The organism is Streptomyces sp. NPDC045968, from assembly GCF_056430475.1.
In genome coordinates, this window is sequence record NZ_JBWKLF010000005.1 from 201,388 (window position 1) to 223,150 (window position 21,763).

Annotated in this window: 24 protein-coding genes and 1 riboswitch; of the genes, 6 read left to right on the forward strand and 18 right to left on the reverse strand. The window is 70.8% G+C overall.

The genetic code is table 11. The features are described 5' to 3' along the window. The first annotated feature begins 64 nt into the window (after nt 1–64). Both AC07FA_RS16645 and lepB read left to right on the forward strand, forming a co-directional pair. Complete coding sequence (locus tag AC07FA_RS16645) at nt 65–379, forward strand: hypothetical protein (RefSeq protein ID WP_479076190.1); 315 nt, start codon at nt 65–67, stop codon at nt 377–379. A gap of 144 nt (nt 380–523) precedes the next feature. Then, on the forward strand, nt 524–1,216 hold the full coding sequence (gene lepB / locus AC07FA_RS16650; RefSeq protein ID WP_479076191.1) for a signal peptidase I: 693 nt from the start codon (nt 524–526) through the stop codon (nt 1,214–1,216). A 68-nt stretch (nt 1,217–1,284) separates the two neighbouring features. Here lepB and AC07FA_RS16655 read toward each other — a convergent pair whose 3' ends face one another. The 5 genes from AC07FA_RS16655 to AC07FA_RS16675 form a co-directional block, all read right to left on the reverse strand. Next, the gene (locus AC07FA_RS16655) at nt 1,285–1,557 is read right to left on the reverse strand and encodes an HPr family phosphocarrier protein (protein ID WP_479076192.1); all 273 of its coding nucleotides are present in this window, start codon (nt 1,555–1,557) and stop codon (nt 1,285–1,287) included. 71 nt (nt 1,558–1,628) lie between these two features. Then, entirely contained in the window at nt 1,629–3,641 is a 2,013-nt protein-coding gene (locus AC07FA_RS16660; protein WP_479076193.1) for a PTS fructose transporter subunit IIABC, read from the reverse strand. Nucleotides 3,642–3,723: 82 nt separating this feature from the next. Then, nucleotides 3,724–4,671: a 1-phosphofructokinase gene (gene pfkB / locus AC07FA_RS16665; protein ID WP_479076194.1), complete on the reverse strand. Its 948-nt coding sequence runs from the start codon at nt 4,669–4,671 to the stop codon at nt 3,724–3,726. Further along, nucleotides 4,668–5,429: a DeoR/GlpR family DNA-binding transcription regulator gene (locus AC07FA_RS16670; RefSeq protein WP_479076591.1), complete on the reverse strand. Its 762-nt coding sequence runs from the start codon at nt 5,427–5,429 to the stop codon at nt 4,668–4,670. The genes pfkB and AC07FA_RS16670 overlap by 4 nt, the downstream gene beginning before the upstream one ends. A 188-nt stretch (nt 5,430–5,617) precedes the next feature. Next, the gene (locus AC07FA_RS16675; protein ID WP_479076195.1) at nt 5,618–5,866 is read right to left on the reverse strand and encodes a DUF6296 family protein; all 249 of its coding nucleotides are present in this window, start codon (nt 5,864–5,866) and stop codon (nt 5,618–5,620) included. 183 nt (nt 5,867–6,049) lie between these two features. Here AC07FA_RS16675 and AC07FA_RS16680 point away from each other — a divergent pair, with 183 nt between their 5' ends. After that, nucleotides 6,050–6,898 carry a PepSY domain-containing protein gene (locus AC07FA_RS16680; protein WP_479076196.1) on the forward strand — a complete coding sequence of 283 codons (849 nt, stop codon included), beginning with the start codon at nt 6,050–6,052 and terminating at the stop codon, nt 6,896–6,898. Nucleotides 6,899–6,991: 93 nt separating this feature from the next. On the opposite strand, the gene AC07FA_RS16685 is transcribed toward AC07FA_RS16680, so the two are convergent. From AC07FA_RS16685 to AC07FA_RS16700, 4 genes are all read right to left on the reverse strand, one after another. Further along, entirely contained in the window at nt 6,992–7,492 is a 501-nt protein-coding gene (locus AC07FA_RS16685; protein ID WP_479076197.1) for a GNAT family N-acetyltransferase, read from the reverse strand. A 107-nt stretch (nt 7,493–7,599) separates the two neighbouring features. Further along, nucleotides 7,600–8,409, reverse strand: a complete 810-nt coding sequence (locus AC07FA_RS16690; RefSeq protein WP_479076198.1) for a transglycosylase SLT domain-containing protein — start codon at nt 8,407–8,409, stop codon at nt 7,600–7,602. A 2-nt stretch (nt 8,410–8,411) separates the two neighbouring features. Next, nucleotides 8,412–8,567, reverse strand: a riboswitch (cyclic di-AMP (ydaO/yuaA leader). 335 nt (nt 8,568–8,902) lie between these two features. Next, nucleotides 8,903–9,781 (reverse strand): carbon-nitrogen hydrolase family protein, encoded by an 879-nt coding sequence (locus AC07FA_RS16695; RefSeq protein WP_479076199.1) that lies wholly within the window; start codon nt 9,779–9,781, stop codon nt 8,903–8,905. 6 nt (nt 9,782–9,787) lie between these two features. Then, a complete protein-coding gene (locus tag AC07FA_RS16700; protein WP_479076200.1) occupies nt 9,788–11,293 on the reverse strand; it encodes an APC family permease in 1,506 nt (501 codons plus the stop codon). A gap of 137 nt (nt 11,294–11,430) precedes the next feature. Between AC07FA_RS16700 and AC07FA_RS16705 the strand changes: the two genes are divergently transcribed. Next, nucleotides 11,431–12,030 carry a TetR/AcrR family transcriptional regulator gene (locus AC07FA_RS16705; RefSeq protein ID WP_479076201.1) on the forward strand — a complete coding sequence of 200 codons (600 nt, stop codon included), beginning with the start codon at nt 11,431–11,433 and terminating at the stop codon, nt 12,028–12,030. Nucleotides 12,031–12,052: 22 nt separating this feature from the next. Here the strand turns inward: AC07FA_RS16705 and AC07FA_RS16710 are convergent, their stop codons facing one another. From AC07FA_RS16710 to AC07FA_RS16750, 9 genes are all read right to left on the reverse strand, one after another. After that, nucleotides 12,053–12,259, reverse strand: a complete 207-nt coding sequence (locus AC07FA_RS16710; RefSeq protein ID WP_479076202.1) for a DUF5988 family protein — start codon at nt 12,257–12,259, stop codon at nt 12,053–12,055. Between the two features lie 91 nt (nt 12,260–12,350). Then, on the reverse strand, nt 12,351–13,607 hold the full coding sequence (locus AC07FA_RS16715) for an ATP-binding protein (protein WP_479076203.1): 1,257 nt from the start codon (nt 13,605–13,607) through the stop codon (nt 12,351–12,353). A 154-nt stretch (nt 13,608–13,761) separates the two neighbouring features. Further along, nucleotides 13,762–15,141, reverse strand: a complete 1,380-nt coding sequence (locus tag AC07FA_RS16720; protein WP_479076204.1) for a cryptochrome/photolyase family protein — start codon at nt 15,139–15,141, stop codon at nt 13,762–13,764. 73 nt (nt 15,142–15,214) lie between these two features. Beyond that, a complete protein-coding gene (locus AC07FA_RS16725) occupies nt 15,215–16,744 on the reverse strand; it encodes an SDR family oxidoreductase (RefSeq protein WP_479076205.1) in 1,530 nt (509 codons plus the stop codon). 220 nt (nt 16,745–16,964) lie between these two features. Continuing rightward, entirely contained in the window at nt 16,965–17,162 is a 198-nt protein-coding gene (locus AC07FA_RS16730) for a hypothetical protein (RefSeq protein WP_479076622.1), read from the reverse strand. 36 nt (nt 17,163–17,198) lie between these two features. Next, a complete protein-coding gene (locus AC07FA_RS16735) occupies nt 17,199–17,801 on the reverse strand; it encodes a gamma carbonic anhydrase family protein (RefSeq protein WP_479076206.1) in 603 nt (200 codons plus the stop codon). Between the two features lie 97 nt (nt 17,802–17,898). After that, on the reverse strand, nt 17,899–18,330 hold the full coding sequence (locus tag AC07FA_RS16740; RefSeq protein ID WP_479076207.1) for a VOC family protein: 432 nt from the start codon (nt 18,328–18,330) through the stop codon (nt 17,899–17,901). 228 nt (nt 18,331–18,558) lie between these two features. Beyond that, a complete protein-coding gene (locus AC07FA_RS16745; protein WP_479076209.1) occupies nt 18,559–19,140 on the reverse strand; it encodes a hypothetical protein in 582 nt (193 codons plus the stop codon). Nucleotides 19,141–19,225: 85 nt separating this feature from the next. Further along, complete coding sequence (locus AC07FA_RS16750) at nt 19,226–19,474, reverse strand: hypothetical protein (protein ID WP_479076211.1); 249 nt, start codon at nt 19,472–19,474, stop codon at nt 19,226–19,228. On the opposite strand from AC07FA_RS16750, the gene AC07FA_RS16755 reads away from it, so the two are divergent. Both AC07FA_RS16755 and AC07FA_RS16760 read left to right on the forward strand, forming a co-directional pair. Further along, on the forward strand, nt 19,473–20,372 hold the full coding sequence (locus AC07FA_RS16755) for an ATP-dependent DNA ligase (protein WP_479076212.1): 900 nt from the start codon (nt 19,473–19,475) through the stop codon (nt 20,370–20,372). The two genes, AC07FA_RS16750 and AC07FA_RS16755, sit on opposite strands and share 2 nt — an antisense overlap. A 161-nt stretch (nt 20,373–20,533) precedes the next feature. Further along, entirely contained in the window at nt 20,534–21,712 is a 1,179-nt protein-coding gene (locus AC07FA_RS16760) for a serine hydrolase domain-containing protein (RefSeq protein ID WP_479076213.1), read from the forward strand. Nucleotides 21,713–21,763: the final 51 nt, after the last annotated feature.

The following is a 21,763-nucleotide window of genomic DNA, read 5'->3' on the forward strand; positions in this document are numbered from 1 at the left end:
TGGCGGTGTCATACTCGGAGAAGTCCGCTTGACAGGTTTGTCACTGTCCGAAAGGCGTCGCCTCATGAGCTGGGCATCGTGGACGACCAGCGGTGTCTTCGCGGGAGCCGGCGGAGTCCGCACCGAAGAAGCAGGAATCGTGGGCGGCGATCTCACCGTCCACACGACATGGGCCGACGGCGAGGCCGAAGTGGCCGTGCAGTTCAGCGGAGCCTCGGACTGGTTCACCCTCGCCGGCAGTCCCGTGCACTGCCCCACCGAAGAGGCCAGCAGAGCGTTCCACCAGTCGGTCGTCGAGGCGGTACGGGCGGGAGACGGCGCCACGGTCCCCGATCCGCAGAGCCCGGAGCCGTCCGCACCGCCGCCCCCGGCACCGTAGCGCAGCGTGAAGGCTCGTCACTGACGTTCCTGTGAAAGCCCGGTCGCCCGCCTCATCTGCTCGTTCACCACAGTGATCGCGCCTAGAGTGAGCCGGTGCTGCCCACGCGGGGGCGGCGACGAACACGGGGCGAGGAGCGGCTTGATGGTGCTGACGGGCGCACGGCGGACGAGGACGCGGACGAAGAAGCAGCGCCCCCTGTGGAAGGAACTCCCGATCCTCATCGGTGTCGCCCTGCTGCTGGCACTGTTCATCAAGACCTTCCTGCTCCAGGCGTTCTCGATTCCGTCGGAATCCATGCAGAACACGCTCCAGAAGGGCGACCGGGTCCTCGTCGACAAACTGACCCCGTGGTTCGGGTCCGAGCCCGAGCGCGGAGAAGTGATCGTCTTCCACGATCCGTCCGACTGGCTGAGGGGGGTGCCGACCGAGCCCCCGAACGCGTTCCAGAAGGTGCTCGGCTTCGTCGGGGTCATGCCGTCCGCCGAGGAGAAGGACCTCATCAAGCGGGTGATCGGGGTCGCCGGCGACACCGTGGAGTGCAAGGGCGACGGGCCGGTGAAGGTCAACGGGAAGCCGCTGGACGAACCGTACGTCTACCCCGGCAACACCCCCTGCAGCACCGATGACGCGGGCCAGTTCAAGGTCACGGTGCCCGACGGCCGGGTCTGGGTGATGGGCGATCACCGTCAGGCGTCCGGGGATTCGCGCTACCACCAGGAGGATCCCTACCGCGGCATGGTGCCCGTCGACGACGTCGTGGGGCGCGCGGTGGTGGTCGCCTGGCCGCTGAACCGCTGGGACACCCTGCCGGTGCCCGACACCTTCGGCCGCTGACGCACACCGCTGCCCCCGGCCGTGAACGGCCGGGGGCAGCGGCGCCACAGCAGGCGAGGACGGACGGATCAGACCGTGGCGTCCAGATCCCGCGCGAGAAGAGCGGCGAGCTCGTCCACCGCCGCCTCTGCCCCGTCACCCAGGGCCGACAGCACCATGGAGTCTCCGTGCTGGGCCGCCAGAGCGAGCACGGACAGCATGCTGCGGGCGTCGACCGGCTCCTGTCCTTCCCGGCCGATGGTCACCTTCACCGGCTGACGGGCCGCGGCCTGGACGAACAACGAGGCCGGGCGGGCGTGCAGTCCGCTGCGGGAACCTACGGCGACGGTGCACTGGTACATGCGATCACTCCTGTGGGATGGATACGGAACTGCGGAAGCCGGGAAACCGGACGGTGTGCCGCGCGCCGCGCTCAGGCGGCGACGGGAACCTTCGGAGCGCCGACCGCGGGCACGGGGTCCTGCGTGGTGGGGCGCATGCCCTTGAGGACGACGACGAGCGCGGTCGCCACCGCCGTACCCGCAGCGATCGCCAGCAGGTAGAGGAACGGCTGGCCGATCAACGGGACGACGAAGATGCCGCCGTGCGGTGCCCGCAGGGTGCAGCCGAAGGCCATCGACAGGGCGCCGGTGACCGCGCCGCCGGCCATCACCGACGGGATCACCCGCAGTGGGTCGGCCGCCGCGAAGGGGATGGCGCCCTCGCTGATGAACGACGCACCGAGCACCCAGGCTGCGCGGCCGTTCTCCCGCTCGGTTTTGGTGAACAGCCTGCCGCGCACGGTGGTGGCCAGCGCCATCGCCAGCGGAGGCACCATTCCGGCTGCCATGACCGCCGCCATGACCTTGAGGCTGCCGGGTGTCGGGTCGGCGAGTCCGCCGACCGCGAAGGCGTAGGCGACCTTGTTGAGGGGACCGCCCATGTCGAAGCACATCATCAGGCCGAGCACCACGCCGAGGATGATCGCGTTCGAACCGGAGAGCCCGTTGAGCGCGTCGGTGAGCGCCTTCTGTAGCGAGGCGATCGGCTTGCCGACGACGACGAACATGAGGAAGCCGACCACCGCCGAGGCGACCAGTGGGATCACCAGCACCGGCATGATGCCGCGCAGCGTGGGATGGACCTTCACCCGCTGGATCGCCATCACCACCGCCCCGGCCAGCAGACCGGCGACGAGGCCGCCCAGGAAACCCGCGTCGATGGTCAGCGCGATGGCGCCGCCGACGAACCCGGGGACGAGGGCGGGACGGTCCGCCATCCCGTACGCGATGTAACCCGCCAGCACCGGGACCAGGAAGCCGAAGGCGGCGCCGCCGATCTGGTTGAGGAGAGCGGCCCAGCTGTCGGCCTCACCCCACACGAAGTGATCGGCGACGGACTTGGCGTTCGCGATCTCGTAGCCGCCGATGGCGAACGACAGGGCGATCAGGAGTCCGCCCGCCGCGACGAACGGCACCATGTAACTGACGCCGGACATCAGGTACGTACGCAGCCGGACACCGACGTGCGCGCTGCCGCCGCCGGACCCGGCCGCGCCCGTCTCCGTACCACCGTCGTCCGCGACACCCCTGATCTCGCCCCGTTCGGCCTTGCGCCGGGCCTCGGCGATGAGTTCGGCGGGCCGGTTGATCCCCGCCTTCACCCCGACGTCGACGACGGGCTTGCCGCCGAACCGCGCCTTCTCGCGTACGTCGACGTCATGCGCCCAGATCACCGCGTCGGCGGCGGCGATGACGGACGGGTCGAGCCGCTGGAATCCGGCCGAACCCTGCGTCTCGACGCTGAGGGTGATGCCCTCCGCGCGCGCCGCCGCTTCCAGGGACTCGGCGGCCATGTACGTGTGGGCGATGCCCGTGGGGCAGGAGGTGACGGCGACGATCCGGAACGGCTCGGGAGCCGCCGCGACCGGTGAGGTCCGCCCGGACTCGCTCGTCTCCGTCTTTGTCTCCGTCACCGGAGTGGGGGCCTTCGGCGCTGCGGACGGTTCGTCGCCGCGGATCAGCGCCGCCGCGGCCGCGGGGTCGGCCTCCGCGCGCAGTGCGGAGGTGAACGCGGGGTCCATCAGCCGCCGGGCCAGGCTCGACAGGATCGTGAGGTGGTCGTCGTCGGCTCCGGCGGGCGCCGCTATGAGGAAGATCAGGTCCGCGGGCCCGTCCGGCGCACCGAAGTCGATGCCCTGTCCGCTGCGCCCGAAGGCCAGCGTCGGCGCGTTGACGTGCTCGCTGCGGCAGTGCGGGATGCCGATGCCACCGTCCAGACCGGTCGGCATCTGCGCCTCACGGGCGGCCACGTCGGCGAGGAAGCCGTCGAGGTCGGTGACGCGCCCGGCGGCGGCCATCCGCTCGGCCAGCGACCTCGCTGCGGCGTTCTTCGTCTCGGCGGACAGATCGAGGTCGACCAGGTCCGCGGTGATCAGCTCACTCATCGCGGGGCTCCTTGCTCGTGGACCGCCGTGGCGGCGGCCGGGGGGACGTGGGTCTGCGGGCTCGTTCTCAGGGATGCGGACGTCATGGCGCGGGCTCCGTGAGCACGCGGTCCAGGGGGATGTCCGTGGTCGTGACGACCGACGACATGTCGATGTCGGCCGGTGTGGGCATCACGCTGCCGGGGAGCTGGACGGCCGCCGCTCCGTGGGCGACGGCGGCCGCCAGCGCGGACCGGCCGGCGCCCCCTGCGGTGAGGAAGCCGGCGAGCGAGGCGTCCCCGGCGCCGACATTGCTGCGTACGGTGTCCACCCGGGCACTCCCGAAGTACGCCCCCGAGCCGTCCACCAGCAGTTGTCCATCGGCTCCGAGGCTGGCCAGCACGGCCTGTGCCCCGCGCCCGCGCAGCTCCTCCGCGGCCTTGACCGCGTCTGCGACCGTCGCGAGAGGCCGCCCGACCGCCTCGGAGAGCTCCTCGGCGTTCGGCTTGATCACATCGGGCCGCTCGCGCAGTGCGGCGAGCAGCGCGGCGCCCGAACTGTCGAGCGCGATTCGCGCACCGGCCCGGTGGCTGCGTGCCACGAGTTCGGCGTACCACTCGGGGGGCAGGCCCCTCGGCAGGCTGCCGCAGCAGGCGATCCAGTCCGTGTCCGACGACCGGGTCCGCACCGTCTCCAGCAGCGTCTCGGCCTCGGAGTCCGTGATCTCGGGCCCTGTCGCGTTGACCTTGGTGAGCGTGCCGTCGGGCTCGACGAGTGTGATGTTCACGCGGGTGCTGCCCGCGATCGGCACACCGGCGGCCTCGATGCCGTGCTCCCCGAGCAGGCGGGCGAGCAGTGCGCCCTCCGGCCCGCCCAGGGGGGCGACGGCGACCGTACGGTGTCCCGCCGCCGCCACCGCGCGGGAGACGTTGATGCCCTTGCCGCCCGGGTCGACGCGGTCGCCGGTGGCGCGCAGGACCGCACCTCGGGTGAGGTCCCGGAGCTCGTAGGTGCGGTCGAGGCTCGGGTTGGGGGTGACGGTGAGGATCATGCGCGTACCACTTCCGTGCCCCGGCTCTCGATGGCGAGGGCGTTCTCGGGGCTGAGCCCCGTGTCGGTGATGAGCAGGTCGACGTGGGAGAGGTCGCCGAAGCGGGCGAAGTGCTCCTGGCCGAACTTGCCCGAGTCGGCGAGCAGCACGACCCGGCGGGCGGCCGAGATCATGGCGCGCTTCACGGCGGCCTCGGCCAGGTCGGGGGTGGTCAGGCCGCCGTCGGCCGAGAACCCGTTGGTGGCGAGCAGGACGACGTCGGCGTTGATCTCGGCGTACGCACTGAGCGCCCAGGCGTCGACGGCCGCACGGGTGCGGTGCCGGACCCGGCCGCCCACCAGGTGCAGCGCGATTCCGGGATGGTCGGCGAGGCGGGCCGCCACGGGCAGTGCGTGGGTCACCACGGTCAGGGAGGAGTCGAGTGGGAGGGCGGCGGCCAGCCGGGCCGTCGTGGTGCCCGCGTCGATGATCACGTTGCCGTCCACGGGGAGCTCGCCCAGGGCGGCGGCCGCGATGCGGTCCTTCTCGTCCGCGGCCACCGCGTCGCGCTCGGCGAGGTCGGGCTCGAAGCCGAGCCGCCCGGCCGGAATCGCGCCGCCGTGCACCCGGCGCAGCAGCCCGGCCCGGTCCAGCGCCTTCAGGTCGCGCCGCACGGTCTCGGCGGTCACCTGGAACTCCTCTGCGAGGGAGAGCACGTCGACGCGTCCGCTCTCCTGGGCGAGGCGGAGGATCTCCTGCTGCCGCTCCGGTGCGTACATGTGGTTTCGTATCCGTTCCATGCCCGAGTCTGTGGTTTCGCGCTCAGATTACGGCTGGGGTGCCGGAATGTAAACAGATTCAGACGAAGAACGGGCATGAACGGACTTTGACCGTCAGTAGCTGTGGAAGAGACAGCACACAGCGGCACCGCGGCGCGTGGCGCGCCGCGGTGCGCGTGCTCGGCCGCTCAGCGGGCGCGGGGCGGTCCCTCGCTCAGGGCCCGCGCGAGCAGGGGGATCCCGGGCGCCTGGTGGCCGCCGCTCGCCACCATGCGTACCTCACCGCGGTCGCTGATCTCCGCGCGCACGATGCCGGTGTCGTCCTCGTACACCGGGTATCCACCCGCCCCGGACCGGTCGGTCATCCGGACCACGACCACGTCGTCCGCCGCGCCGTGGGTCTGGAATATCAGCTCGTAACTCTCCGCGTAATCCATGAGGGCCTCCCGACCGGACGTCGGCGGAAGCCGTGTCCGTGGCTGTGCCCCCCATTGTTTCGCACCCGCGACCACGGCGCGCCCGGAGCGGATGACCGCCAACGGGCGGAGACGCGCGTTCGATCGGGTGACCCGGCCCGCAGGACAACATGACCTGCCGGTGAGGGGGCTAGTCATGCGTGTATGAGCCTTGAATTCCGACGAAAAACCACTGTCTCCCCGCGCGCCCGCCGCCTCCGTATCACCGGTGCCCTGTGCGCCGCCGTCGTCGCCTCCGCGCTGGTCGCGGGATGCGGGCAGGACAGTGGTGACCAGACAGGGGCGGCTACATCGGAGGCCGCCAAGGTCATCCCGAAGCAGACGACCTCCCCGTCCGCGAGTCCTTCCGGCAGCCCGAAGCTGACCGAGGACCAGACCGAGCGCAAGGAGCTCCTCGCAACCACCAAGGTCACCTACGACAAGGCGGCCAAGGTCGCGGTCGGGGCCGTACCGGGCAGCAAGCTGGTCGAGCTCGACCTCGAGGGCCTGGACGACGACACCGACCGGCGTACCGACGCGAGCGAGAGCGCCTCGCCGACCGGTAGCGCGAGCCCCGGTGGCACGGCCAGTCCCAGCGGCAGCCCCAGCCCCGGCGGCAGTGCCTCGCCGAGCGGCAGCCCCAGCCCGAGCGGCAGCGGCACCGGTCCCCGGTGGGTCGCCGAGGTCGTCGAGACGGATGGAGCCGCGCACACCATCCGTATCGACGCGATCTCCGGCAAGGTGATCGAGTCGTCGCCGGACACCGATCAGGACGCGGCCGACAAGACCGAGATGGCCGACTGGATCGCCAGGGCCAAGCAGACGCCCGAGCAGGCGGCCAAGGTGGCGACGGCCAAGAAGAAGGGAACGGTCACCTCCATCGGCCTGGACACCAACGACGACGACACCCTGGTGTGGGCGGTCGACGTGGTGGCCAAGGACTGGAACAAGACCGAATTCGAGGTCGACGCGGCCAGCGGCACGATCGTCCGCGAGGAGACCGACCGCGACTGACGCCGGGCGGCGCAGTCCCTGCGTGGTGGTGGCGGGCCGGCCCCGGCTCGTCACCACCCTCACGCCGGAGGAACCCTGGCCCCGTGACGGGTGTCAGGGGAGCAGCACGTCCGCGCCCAGCGGCCGTTCGTAGGCGAGCCCCGGCTGCCCCTCGAGCACGGTCTCTCCCGTGCGTACGAATCCCGTGCGGGCCAGTACCGCCTGTGAGCCGGCGTTGTCCGGCGTGGTCGCGGCCCGCAGTGTGGTGAGGCCGTACTGCGTGGCGGCCAGGACGCATATCCGGCGGACGGCGGTCGTGGCCAGGCCTTGGCCGGCGGCCTTCTCGGCGATCCGGTATCCGAGCTCGGCGGAACCGTCCGCCACGTCCACCAGGTTCACCCGGCCCAGCACCTCGCCCCCGTCGCCCACCAGCACATGGAAATAGCAGAGCCCCTCGGCCTGTTCGGCCAGGAGGCTGCTGTGGCGTGCGTCGAAGTGTGCGAAGTACTCGTCGCCGCGGTCCGGAACCGAGGCGGCGAAGTAGGCCCGGTTCTCCTGCTCGAACGCGAGCAGGGCGGCGGCGTGGTCGTGGCGCAGGAGCTGGATTTCGGGCATGGACGTGAGTCTTCCACGGTCGGCGCGTACGCGGAACTGCCGGGTGGCGAGGGCCTGTCGGACCCTCGCCACCCGGCAGTCGTGAACCGTGACCGTTCGCCAGGGGATCAGTAGGCGCCGAAGACGTTGTCGATGGAGCCGTACTTGTCGGCGGCGTAGTTGCACGCGGCGGTGATGTTGGCGACCGGGTCGAAGCTGTCCATCGACGTACCGGGCACGTGGTAGGCCTGGAACGTCGGGTCGATGACCTGGAGGAGGCCCTTGGACGGGATGCCCGCGGCGGCGTTCGAGTCCCAGTTGTTGACGACCTGCGGGTTGCCCGAGGACTCGCGCATGATGTTGCGGTGGATGCCCTCGTAGGTGCCGGGGATGCCGTGCTCGGCCATGACGGCCAGCGATTCCTTGATCCAGCCGTCGAGGTCGTTCGTGTAGGTCGCGGGCTGCGCGGCGGGGGCGGCGGTCTTCACGACCGGCGTGGTCGACCGCTCGGAGCGGTCGGCGCGCTCGCTGCCGGCGGACGCACGCTCGTAGGAGGAACCGGAAGCCTTGGCTTCGGACTTGGCGCCAAGCGTCAGCTTGAGGCCCGGGCGAATGAGCCCAGGATTCTTGCCGATGGCCTTCTTGTTGTCCTTGTACAGCTTCTTCCAGCCGCCATTCACGGAATGCGTCTCGGCGATCTTGTGCAGAGTATCGCCCTTGACGACGGAATAGCTGGTGATCCCGGTCTTCTGCGCGGTGATTGCCTTGGCGGGGGCGGCCACTGACTTTTCGGCGGCGACCGATTGGGCCGGTGCCGCGGACGCGGTGGTGGCGCCGATCACCGGAAGGGCGAGGACGGCTCCGCCTGCGGTCACGGCGACGAGACCGCGGGTCAGGGGGCTGGACTTGGTACGGCGGTGCTTACCCATCGTGGGCATGGCGAATTCCTCTCCGTCGCCTACGAGGTGAGCTGTCGGGTTCAGGCTGGAGATGCCTGGCCGCAGGTGCATGCGACTTAACCCCGAGCCGTTCCGCATAACGGATCGGCGACTTACCTGGGTCCCCCGCTCCTGCCGGGCGTGAGTGGTCTGGGTTCCCGGACGGCGGCAGGATTCGGCGTTCCATCCGGATTGAGGGTGACCGTAGGCGAGAAAAGCCGAAGGGGACAAGCCCTGAATTCCTGATCACAATTCATTTGCAAGATCGATGAACTGGATCGCCGGTGAATTCACCCGAACCGCGGAGTCAACTCTCTTCCCGCAGAAGGGATGCGGGGCACACGTCAGGAACCTGCCAATCCCGGACGTGACGCTGGCCACTGAGTCCGAAAAGGGTGATTTGCGTGAAGGGGGAGTGGTCGCGGTTCGGGCGAAAAGAATGCATTGGGCTATAGAAGGTTATTGCTGTGAAAAGTCCGTATTGGCATCATTTTTAGCCTTGCGTACGAGCCTGGTCGTGCGGGGTGGGCCGGAACGTCCCTCCGTACATCGGCAGAGGGATCCGGTGGCCGTAACGCGCGAGCTGGTCCCACGGCCGGTTGAGGCCGGCGGAACCGTATGTTCGGACACGGGTCACGGTGTCGAGATCCAGGACGTCGACCAGGACCTCCTCGCCCGCCCCGGCCTGCTGGCGCACGATTCCCTCGGGATCGACGATCGCGCTGGCGCCGACGCCGGCCGGGTCGGCCGCGTTGAGACTGACGACGTAGAGCTGGTTGGTCCAGGCGTTGGCACGCGCGCAGACCAGTTCCATCTCCCGGTCCCGTGTCGTGGTGAGGGTGGGCTGGAGGATGACCTCGGCGCCGAGCCAGGCCAGCTGCCTGGCGGTCTCCGGGAACGAGCCGTCGTAGCAGATGGCGAGCCCCGCGCGGCCGATGCCGGGCAGGTCGAAGACGACGAACTCGTTTCCCGGGCTTGCCTGTTCGTAGGGCTGCCACGGAAAGATCTTGCGGTACCGGGCCACGATCTCGCCCGCCGGGGAGACCGCGAGCGCGGTGTTGTACGTGTGCCCGTCGTCGGCGCGCTCGTAGAGACTGCCCGGCACCAGCCACAGGCCGGTCTCACGGGCCAGGGCGCAGACGAGGTCGGTGAGCGGGCCCGGGACCGGTACGGCGGCCTCCCGCATCCAGTCCGCGCGTGCCTGGAGCAGCGGTGCCTCCGCGGCGAGCATCAGCTCGGGCACGACGACGAGCTGCACATGGGGAAACGTGTCGCGCACCGCGCGGACGCGGTCGGCGAAGCGGTCCCAGGTGGCGCGCAGGTCGTGCGGCACGGGAGTGGTCTGTACGGCGGCGATGGCGAGGGTGCGCATGAGTGGTCAGTCCTCCGTGAGGGACAGGGTGGCGACGGACGTACGGCCGTCGCGGAAGAAGGGGGCGTGCCGGGAGCGGATGAGGAGCATCACGGCGGCCCCGAGGACGAGGGAGCCGACGCCGAGCAGGAAGACACCGCCGACTCCGCCCAGCGACGTGTAGCCGTAGGCGGGGTCGAACATGTCGTACGAGCTGCGCACGAACGCCGCCAGCATCATCAGGCCGCCGGCGACGGGCATGACTCCCTTGACCAGCAGGTCACGCGGAGAGCGCCGCAGATGTCCGCGGAAGTACCAGGCGCAGGCGAATCCTGTGACGCCGTAGTAGAAGGCGATCAGCAGCCCCACCGAGAGGACGGCGTCGCCGAGGAAGTCGGCCGAGACCAGCGTGAGGAGGGACAGCGTCACGGCCGCCGCGGCGCCGAAGAACACCGTGCCGAACGCCGGTGTCCGGAACCGGGGGTGTATGCGGCCGAAGGCGGCGGGCAGGGCGCCGTGCGCGCTCATCGACAGGGTGGCGCGCGGGGTGGAGACGGTGCACGTCAGCAGGGCGCCCACGGCCGAGACGCCGATGGCGAGTTGTACGACCTTGGCCAGGGTGTCACCGAGCACCGCGGGCGCCAGGCCGGTCAGGACGTCGGCGGCGGTCTCCTCGTTCCCCAGTCCGAGCCCCGAGCTTCCGGTGCCGGCGAAGGAGACCGCGGCGAAGGCGGTGAACAGATAGGTGACGACGAGGATCAGAGTGGACGTCACGGCGGCCCTGCCGGGCGTGCGCGCGCTGTCGACCGTTTCCTCGTTGAAGGTGATCAGCGCGTCCCAGCCCCAGTAGATGAAGAGGCACAGCAGGACCGCCTCCGAGAACGAGGCGAAACTGTCGAAGCCGAAGGGGTTGAGCCAGCTCAGGGACGGGGTGGCCGCGCCTTCGCGGGCGAACGCGGTGACGCCGAACGCGAGGAGCGCGACGAGCTGGAGTCCCAGCATCGCGTACTGGACGTACGCGGCGAGCTGGACGCCCCGGTAGGCGACCGCGACCGCCACGGCGAGCAGCAGAACGGCGACGGCTGTGACGACCGGGGTGCTCCCCGAGGCCGCGTCGAGGCCCAGGAAGCCGAGGAGGGCGGTGGCGCCGACCTGGGCGAGCGCGGTCATCGCGATGACGGTGGCGACCAGGACCGTCCAGCCGCCGGCGAGCCAGCCGAAGGCCGGGCCGAACACCCGCGTGTTCCATACGAAGGTGGTTCCGCAGTCCGGCATCTCCCGGTTCAGCTCCCGGAAGGCGAACGCGGTGAGCAGGATCGGTATGAAGCCGAGGAGCAGGGCGGCCGGGGCGAGGTCGCCGACCACCAGGGTCACCAGACCCAGCGTGACGGCGATGCTGTACGCGGGCGCCACGGAGGCGAGTCCGAGGGCGACCGTGGCGACCAGACCCACGGAATCGCCCCGCAGGCCCTTCGCGGTGAGGGGTGGCGCGGGTGAGGGCTCGGGCTCGGCCCCGATGGCGTCTGTGGTCATGGCTGCCTTCCAGCAAGAGGCGGCCCTGGGCCACCTCGATTCGTTAAACGCTGATTTAACGAAATGCGTCTGGCGCGGTCAAGAGCTGGAACGGTATCTTTTTGATCGTCTTCAGTGAATGAGCGGGAGTGGGCACGATGGCACGGCACAAGGACCAGGAAGCGCGGCGGGCCCAGCTGGGCGAGGCGGCCGGACGGGCGCTGCTGAACCGGGGCCTCGAAGGGCTGCGGCTGCGGGACGTGGCCGAGGAGGCGGGCGTCACGCCCGCGGCGGTCCTCTACTACTACGACGACCTCGACGCCCTGATGTACGAGACCTTCCAGCAGGCCATCGAGCGGTTCTGCCGGGACCGCGACACTGCGGCCGAGCAGCACACGGACGCGCGGGAGCGGCTGCGCACCTGTATCGCGTCAGGCGTGGCAGCCGGCCCGCAGGACCGGCTGCCACGGCTTCTCTTCGAGTACTGGCCCCGCACGCTGCGCGACCCGAAGGCGGCAGCCCTCGACAGCGTCCTCACGGAACGCCAGATCGGGGTCTACCAGGGGATCCTGGTGCTCGGTGAGTCCCAGGGCCACTTCGCGCTGACGGACACCGCGCGCATGACCGCCTCGAACTTCGTGGCGATGGAGGACGGCTACCAGATGGACGTGCTCGCCGGCCGCCGCTCGCGGCCCGAGGTCATCACCGCGCTGCACTCCTATGCGCGGGCGGCCACGGGGTGCGTTCTGGAGCGCTGAGGGGCATCCGCCCCCCACGGTGCTAGCCGGGTACTTCCGTGCGCTCCCACCATTCGTAGACGGGCAACTGGCCCTCCGGCGTCGCCGCCTGACGGCTCGTCGCCTTGAAGTGCTCGTACCCACCGCGGAACGGGATCTTGACGTCGAGCCCGGGGCCGGCGACGGAAACGATCCGCTCGGGAAGATCGTCGGGGCCGCCTTCGAGGACTGCTTTCGTTACGTTGGCCATGGGGAAAGTCTGCCCGGAGAGCTGCCCCGCCCCTCCGTGACGCGCCGACGGCACGGCATCACAGGGGAGGCGAGGGGCAGGCCCTGACGGCTCAGGTCCGCGCGTGCGTCGTGATGTCGGCGGCGAACTCGGCGATGACGGCCGGGGTGACGGTCGGCCGGCACTGACCGAGGGCGGCGAGATAGTCGTCGGTGTCCGCGCCGGCCTCGGGGACGTCGCGTTCGAAGGCGGCCTGGGCGGCGGTCCGGGCCGCGTGCTCGATGTCGGCCGGGGTGAACAGCTCGCTCGCCGCGACCAGCGCGTCCACGTCGACGTCGTCCCGCCGGGCCGAATGGCGCGACCAGATCGCCGCCCGGGCCGCCTCGTCCGGGGTGCCGATCGGGACCAGGTAGTCGAAGCGTCCCGGACGGAGGAAGGCCGGGTCCAGCGAGCGGATGGAGTTCGTGGCGCAGACCAGCAGCCGCTCGTCCCGCTCGCGGAAGCCGGGGATGAGTTTGAGCAGTTCATTGGTGACGCCGTGCATGCCGGGCTCCGGGCGCTCCCCGCGTACGGGAGCTATCTCCTCGACCTCGTCGATGAAGACCAGCACCCGTTCCAGCTCCGCGATCCGGGCGAAGGCCGTGCGCAGCGCGGCGGCGAGATTGCCCTCGTCGGCCAGCCGGGACGGCAGCAGCTCGACGAAAGGCCAGCCGAGGCGGGAGGCGATGGCCCGCGCGAACGTGGTCTTTCCGGTCCCCGGCGGGCCGAACAGGGTGATGGCGCGCGGCGGGACGACGCCGTGCCGGGCCGCACGCTCGGGCTCGGCCAGCGGCATCACGACACGGCGCTCGATGAGGCTCTTCTCCGCCTCCATGCCGGCCACCTTGTCCCACAGATCGCCGGACAGCACCCGGCCGCCCAGCTCCTCCAGGAGGTCGGCCGGGGTGCCCGTCGCCGGTTCGGCCTTCTCGAAGTAGGCGACGGCGGGCCGCCGCGTGTATCCGGCCTTCCGCAGCCCCTCGCCGAGCTGTTCCTCCTCCGCCAGCACATAGGCGATGCGCCGCACCCGCGCCTCGATCAGCCGGCGTTCGAGCTCCACCAGCAGCGCACTGGCCAGACCCCGGCCGCGCCAGGCGGGTTCGATGGCGATCCGCATCACCCACGCCCGGCCACCCGACACATGGGCCAGTGCCGCGCCGATGGGCCGGCCGCGGTGCACGGCGACGACCGCCGGCTGGCGGGACGTCAGTGCGCTGATGCACTCGGCGAGCGAGAAGACGGACTCCTGGCCGAGGTCCGCGGTCGTATCGATGAGATGGACGACCGCCGCCAGATCGTCCTCGCGATAGTCATGGATGAGCCAGTTCACGTGCCGCTCCTCGCCTCGGGGTGGTTCCGGAGACGCTAGAGCCCCGGCGGCGGGCCGTCGTGCGCCGCCGAGGACAACATCACGGCCCCAGTCGTACGAAAGGGAAGCGGTACGAGCGGTGGATTACGGGTACGGGGGCCCGCTGCGCGGTGCCTCACGACAGACCACGGGCCTCCTTGAACCGGGTGAGCCCCTCCGCCAGGTCCACGAGGGGCTCCGGGTAGTCGTACCGGGCACGGTCGGGCCCGCGCAGTTTCCACGGCTCGTGCACCGCGCTGCCCTCGATGCCGCTCAGCTCGGGCACCCAGCGGCGTACGTACGCCCCATCGGGGTCGTACCGCTTGCCCTGAAGCACGGGGTTGAGCACGCGATTGGGGCGGCTGTCCGTACCCGTACCCGCCACCCACTGCCAGTTGAGCTGGTTGTTGGCGACATCGCCGTCCACGAGCAGGTCCAGGAAGTGCCGGGCGCCGATGCGCCAGTCGACGTAGAGGGTCTTGGCCAGGTAACTCGCGGTGAGCAGGCGTCCGCGGTTGTGCATCCATCCCTCGTGGCGCAGTTGGCGCATCGCGGCGTCCACGACCGGACAGCCGGTCCGGCCCTCCTTCCACGCCGCGATCTCGTCGGCCGCCGACCGCTCGGTGCGCCACCGGTCCCGACGCGTCCGGTAGTCGGCGTGCGCGGCCGCCGGACGCGCGGCCAGGACCTGATGGTGGAAGTCGCGCCAGCACAACTGCCGCACGAAGGCGTCGGCGCCCGGCCCGCCCGCCGCGCGGGCCCGGCGGATCAGCTCGACGGGGGAGAGGGTCCCGAAGTGCAGGTCGGGGGAGAGCCGCGAGGTGGCGTCGCCCGCCAGGTCGTCATGGCGGTCCTCGTACTCCGCGATCCCATGGCGGCACCACGCGGAGAGCCGCTTGCGCGCCTCGGTCTCGCCGCCCCGGGCCAGCCCCTCTGCGACACCCGGCACAGCCGAACGCGAGGGGACGGCATCCGAACCGGGCCCGGGCGGCACGCGTACCGCGCGCGGGGCCGGGAACGCCTCTCGCACGGGCTCACCCGACCACCGCCGGAAGTACGGCGTGAACACCGCGAAGTGGTCGGAACCCCGGCCCGCCGGGGTCACCGCGCCCGGGGCGACGGCGGTGACCACGGCGTCATGGACGTGCAGCCGACGGCCCTGCGACTCCAGAGCGGTGCGCAGTCGCTCCTCCCGCAGGTGCGCGTACGCGGTCACACCTGCGGCCATGTACACGTCGTGGGCCGCCACCTCGTCGGCGACGCGGCACACTTCCTCGGCCGGCCGGCCCGAGCGGATCACCAGACGTCCGCCGCGGTCACGGAGACCGGCGTCGAGATCACCGAGACAGTCGGCGAGGAAGGCGCGCCGGTTGGGCACCCCGAAACCCACGTCCGCGATGTGCTCGTCGAGGACGAACAGCGGGACCACCTCGTCCGCCGCCGCGAGGGCCGCGTGCAGGGGCGGATTGTCGTGCAGCCGCAGATTGGAGGTGAACAGGACGACTGCGACGGTCATGATGGCACCCCTGGGAGGAGTCGAAGCGGAACGCTGACACCTTCCGCCCTGACGCTCTCCTCGGCCGCGGGGTTCAGTCGAGTGCCGGGGATTTCACCCGTCCGGGTGTGGTGTCCCTGGTGGCCGCGAGCGCGATGTTGCGCGCCATGCCGCCGAAGACGACGGCGTGGAACGGGGAGACGCTCCACCAGTAGGCGTGGCCCAGCAGCCCGTGCGGATGGAAGAGCGCCCGCTGCCGGTATCGGACCCGTCCGTCGGCGTCGCTCTCGCAGTACATCTCCAGCCAGGCCTTGCCCGGCAGGCGCATCTCCGCGCGCAGCCGCAGCAGGTGCCCGGGTTCGATCTCCTCGACCCGCCAGAAATCCAGCGAGTCCCCGACCCTGAGCCGTTCGGCGTCCCGCCTGCCCCGGCGCAGCCCCACACCGCCGACCAGCCGGTCGAGCCGGCCCCGTACGGCCCAGGCCAGGGGGAACGAGTACCAGCCGTGTTCGCCGCCGACCCCCTCGATGACGCGCCAGAGCGCCTCGGGCGTGGCGTCCACGTAGCGCTCCCGCACATCGCTGTAGAGGCTCCCGCCCGCCCAGCCGGGGTCGGTGGGCAGCGGATCACTGGGGATGCCCGGGACCGAGGCCGAGGACCAGCGGGTCGTCACCCTGGCCTCGCGGATCCTCTGGAGCGCGAGGGAGAGCGCGGTGGCGAACGGAAAGGGCTGCCCGGGACCGTCGGGGACGTACCGGGCGATGTCGTGCTCGTGGCACACCACCTCGTGGCGCAGCGACTCCGCGAGCGGGCGGGCGATCGACCGGGGGACCGGGGTGACCAGCCCGACCCAGTGACTGGAGAGACCCGGCGTCAGCATCGGCACCGGCAGGATCAGCCGGTGCGGCAACCCCGCGACCTGTGCGTACTGCTGCATCATGTCGCGGTACGTCGTGACGTCGGGGCCGCCGATGTCGAAGGTGCGGCTCACCTCGTCCGGCATCCGCGCACTGCCCACGAGGTAGCGCAGCACGTCGCGGACGGCGATCGGCTGGATCTTCGTCGACACCCAGCTGGGGGTGACCATGACCGGCAGCCGCTCCGTGAGGTAGCGCAGCATCTCGAAGGACGCCGACCCCGATCCGATGATGACGGCGGCCCGCAGCGCGGTGGTCGGAACCCCCGAGGCGAGGAGGACTCGGCCGACCTCGGCCCTGGAGCGGAGATGCGGCGACAGTTCCGCCTCCGGTACATCCGACGGAGTGAGGCCGCCCAGGTAGACGATGCGCCGTACGCCTGCGGCCCGCGCCTCCCGGCCGAAGGTGCGAGCGGCCTCGCGATCCGTCTCCTCGAAGCCGGGGCCCGTGCCCAGCGCGTGCACCAGGTAGTAGGCGACATCGATGTCCCGCAGCGCCGCGCCGAGCGACACCGCGTCGGTCACATCGCCCTTCACCACCTCCGCCCTGCCCGCCCAGGGGTGGTCGCGGAGCTTCTCGGGGGTGCGCGCCAGACAGCGCACGCTGTGCCCCGCGTCCAGCAGCTCGGGCACGAGACGGCCGCCGATGTACCCGGTCGCCCCCGTCACCAGACAGTGCAGCCCGGTCCCGGTGTCGTTGCCTTCCATAGCGCCTCCGCTTCGGCTCATGTCCACTGTGTCCGCACGGCGGCGGTTACGCGCCCGCAGGGCCGGGTCTGCCGGAGCATCGCGAGATACGGCTCGGGGGAGGTGCGTCCTCGACGCTGACCACACCATGCGTCAGCGTGGCCATGGTCTGGGCGGCGAGAAGACGTCCTTCCACGGGCTCGGTGAGCTTCACGCGCGGCACGTCCGGGGGCACGCGCGGTCACAACTGGTGCGGTACGACGACGACTTGGACGTCGTCCTCGTGCACCACGCGCCCCGGTGCGGCCGACCTCAGCGTCTCGTACGCGACGCCATGGGCACGGAGCACGTCCAGATATCCGTCGACACGGTCGAGGAGATGCGTCGCCGTCGCCTTGAACCAGGCGGCGGCGTCGTTTGCGGCCCGGCTCGGGATCACCCGGAAGGTGCTGCCCTTCGTCCGTGCGGACGGGGCTCAGATCTGCTGGTCGCCGCCGTGGCGCCCGAGGGCGCGGCCGAAGCGTTCGGAGATGGCCGGCATCAGACTTTCGCCGTCGGCGGGGCGGTCCAGTCCGAACACGTAACCGGGGAAGTCCAGTTCCTTCTGCACCGCCCAGATCCCGTCATGGTCCTCCGGCGGAAGGATGCGTACCGGATCGCCCACGGCGACCCATCCGATCGGGACCGTCGAATCGGCGGGCAGGACGGTGCGAAGGTGCACGATGCCGTTGATCCGTACCTCGGAACGGGCCCCGATCCGTGCTCCGTTGAACACGCGGCTGCCGGTGGCGAGGAAGACCTCGTTCTCGATCCGGCAGCCGGTCAGATAGGACGTGGGGCCGACGAGGACCTGCCGTCCCAGGGTCAGCGGATCGCGCGGGGTGCCGCGCAGGACCGCGTTCTCCATCACGATGCTGCCCTCGCCCACCTCCACCGGCCCGCCTTCGGCGGTGAGAACCGCTCCGAACAGCACGCGGCACCCGGCCCCGATGTGTACGTCGCCGCACAGGGTGGCGGTCGGAGCGACATAGGCGGTGGGGTGGACCGTCGGCGAGCAGCCCTCATGAGTGATCAGCATGCCCCGATCATGCCGCGCCGCAGGGAGCGGGGCGGCATGATTCCACGGGGCGTGATTGCCCCGCACGATCGGCGGGGCGGGACGGAGCGGTGTCCGCTCAGCGTTCCGACAGTTCCGACGGGGCCTCCTGGACCACCCAGCCGTTGCCGTCGGGGTCCTCGAACGACATGAACGAGTTCCAGGTCTCGCCCTTGCCGTCCTCCCAGCCCGAGGCGCCGACGTGGCGGACGGGGGAGACCTCCACACCGCGGCTCACCAGTTCCGCGCGGGCCGCCTCGATGTCGGTGACACAGAGCTGGAGGCCCTGCAAGGTGCCGGGGACCATCTCCTTCATCCCGGGGGCCGCGGGCATCCCCTCAAGCATCGCGATGGAACACCGTGAACCGGGCGGCGTCACCTGGATGATGCGCATGCCCGGGGCTACCTCGTCGTCGAGATCCACCTTGAAGCCGGCCTTGTCCGCGTAGAACTCCTTCGCGCGGTCCATGTCGGTCACGGGGACCGGGATGACCTCAAGAGTCCAGTTCATGACGAGTCTCCTCAGAAAAGCCAGGGGCCTGGCAGGACGGAACGCCCCGACGAAGCCGAAGGACGCGCGGAGCGCGACCGCCGGCACGGGGCCGGATCCACCGTCTCCCACGAGGGGGTGGTCCCGCACGTCGAACCACCGGACTGCCGCGTACTTCGCACGTTCCCCGACCGGCTCCAGCAACTCGAAGCCGGAGGGGAGTACGCGGAACGCGCCCTCGAGGTCAGCTCAGGCGGCGTACGCGGACACGGTGAGCGTTTCGGCGAGGACACGCCACAGTCCCCAGGCGCCCACACGACTCGCGATGTCGCAGAGCCGCTTCTCGGTGCATGTGGTCGGCTTGTTCTGCCAGGCGGTGACGACCAGGTAGTGGAAGCCCAGGATCCGGGTGAACGTGAAGCGGATGTGCAGGCCGTCGCCGAGATCGTGCCCGGGCAGGGTGGCGATCTGCAGGTGATCGTGGGCGATGTTCTCCACCCGCACCGGATTCGTGCCCAGCAGATCGCACTCGTCCCGCGTACGGATACGGGCCGGGCAGCCACCGCTCACCGGGAACAGCCAGAAGTTGCCGGTGAGCTGTTCACGTACGGCATGGGGGCTGGTGAAGGGGTGGAGACCCAGCGAGTAGCTGTACCGGTAGAGGCCGTTCGACGCCAGGTCACCCTCGCGCGCGGCCGGTGCGGCTGTGCGGCTTCCGGCGGACGAGGGCGGTGGCAGCACGGCGAGCACGAGCGCCGTACCGAGTACGCAGACCAGAACGGCACGGACCACCGAGCGACAGAACGCCTGCACGAGCCGGGTGAGCAGCACACCTGGAAGCTATGCGCCGGAGAGCGATCCGGCATCTCGGCCCGGGCCGAAACGGCGACGCGGCAGCGGTTCGTCCCACGTCCGGCTACAGCGTGCGCGACCACGCCCACCACACCGGGTGGTCCCTTCGGAGCCGGTCGGTCCCGAAGGAGTCGAAGACCCATGCCGGAGCGGCCGTGATCGCGGCCACCTGCTCGTGCAGAGCGGGGTTGGACTCCCAGCCCGGGCCGATGAACGCCGGGCACCGGGGCGCCTGCGGCTGTCCCGGTGACAGAACACCGCCGACTGCGCGCCTGCCCGGCCCGGCGTCCCGATGGGCCGAACCTGACCGCATGGATGAGAGCTCGTCGGCAGTGGTTCTGCGCCCACCGGTCGATGTCATGCGCCCCCGGCCCGCGGACGAGATCCCGGGGCGGGGCAGTGTGCGCGGGGGGCTGCAGTACTCCCTCAAGCTCGACGGGTTCCGCGCTCTCGTCTTCGTCCTCGACGGAAAGGCGGTTCTGCAGTCGCGTTCGCGGCGGGACCTCTCCAGGGAGTTCCCGGACATCAGCGCGTACGTGTCGGAGCATCTGCCACCCGGACTCGTGCTGGACGGTGAACTCTGCGCCTACCGCGAAGGGCGTTTGAGTTTCACCGATCTGCTCCGGTCCCACCGCGATCGTGAGCGACTGGGCGTACCCGTGTCGTACATCGCCTTCGATGTCCTGGCCGTGCCCGGTCAGGATGTCAGGGGACGGCCCCTGCGCGAGCGCTGGGAGTTGCTCGGGGCCGCGTTGCGGGATGTCGGCCCGCCCGTGCAACGCGTACTGGCCACGGAGGACGAGGAGACGGCCCGTGGCTGGTTCGTGGACCTGAGAGCGGTGGGTGTCGAGGGGATCGTGGCGAAGGCGCTGAACTCGCCCTACCGGGCGGGCGGGACGTGGAGCTGGCGGAAGATCCGGCATGCGGATACGGCGGACGGCCTGCTGATCGGCGTGTTCGGCCCCGCGGAGCGCCCGCAGGCACTCCTCGTACGGCTTCCCGACGACCGAACCGTGAAGACGTCACCCCGCCTGTCCGCGCCACAGTCACGAGAGGTCGGCGAGCTGGTGCGGGGTCGCCTGGGGGAGCTGACGGACCACGCCGACCACGGACCCGTGAGGATGCTGGACCAGCCACTTCCCGTGGAGCTGCGCCAAGCGGCGGGGCGCCACGAGACCGCGCGATTCGTACGGGTCCGCTCGGAGGGCTGACGCAGCCGATCGCCGGGAGCATGCACGTGTGCCTGCCCACATGGAGGTACGTGGGCTCGACCTCCAGCTCCGCGCTCGTACGTGTCCATCCGGTTGGCCCCCGATGTTTTGGGGGGTCGTCCGGGTCGTACGGCTGCTGCCGTTCTCCCTAGCCTCGGGCCATGAGACTTCGTTCTTTGTGGGTAACGGCCGCAGTGCTGACGCTGACCGTGTCGGCTTCGTCGGCCGTCGTGGCCTCGGAGCTCACTCCGCGCCCCTCGGCCGGGGAGCGATCCGTGCAGCATGACGCCGACCTGCTGCGGGACACCGGCGTCACAGGGGTATCGGTCCGTCTGACGACCCCGAGCGGGACCGTCACGGCCCGTTCCGGTGTCAGCGAACTGGGCAGTCGCCGTCCCGTCCCCGAGAACGGTTATCTGCGTCTGGGCAGCATCACCAAGACGTACGTCGCCACCGTCATGCTGCAACTGGTGGACGAGGGCCAACTGACGCTCGACCAGCCGGTGGAGCAGGTGCTGCCCGGTGTCGTCACCGGCGCGGGCAATGACGGCCGGGCCGTCACCATCCGCGATCTGCTCCGGCACACCAGTGGCCTGTACGACTACACGGCCGACGTGTTTCCCGACCCCGGCGCCCGCACCTATTTCACCAACCGATGGCAGGCCTACCGGCCCGCGCAGCTCGTCGCCATGGCCATGCGCCACGCACCGGACTTCCCGCCGGGGACGGACTGGGCGTACTCCAACACCAATTACGTGCTCGCCGGCATGATCATCGAAAAGGTCACAGGCCGCACCTGGGAACAGCAGGTCCACGACCGCGTCCTGCGCCCACTCGGCCTGCGGCGGACGGAGACGCCCGGCACGTCGCCCTACCTTCCGCACCCGCACGCGGCCAACTACCAGCAGTTCACCGTGGACGGCCCCCTGATCGACACCACGATCCCCTACCGTCCGTTCGACAGCGGTGCGGACGGCTCGATGACCGGCACGGCCGACGAGGTGAACGACTTCTTCACCGCCCTGGCCGGCGGACGGCTCCTGACGCCCGCCGCACTCGCCGCCATGCGCACCGCCGTCCCCGTCCCGGAGGGCAGCGGCCACCCCGCGGGTACACGCGACGGCTCGGGGCTGTTCTTCACCCCGCTCTCCTGCGGCGGCGGCTACCTCGGCCACGGCGGAAGCGGATTCGGCTACGTCATCCGGGCTGCCACCACGACGGACGGCCGACGCGCCGTCACCGTCTCCGCGCACAGCCGGCCAGGGGATCCGGCGACGGCGGCCCGCCAGGAGGACGCCCTTCGCGGCCTGGTCGACCATGCCCTCTGCCGTGGCGCCTGAGCACGCTGCCGGGGGCGCCGGGCGGGCGGCAGGTCAGGACGCGTCATGCGG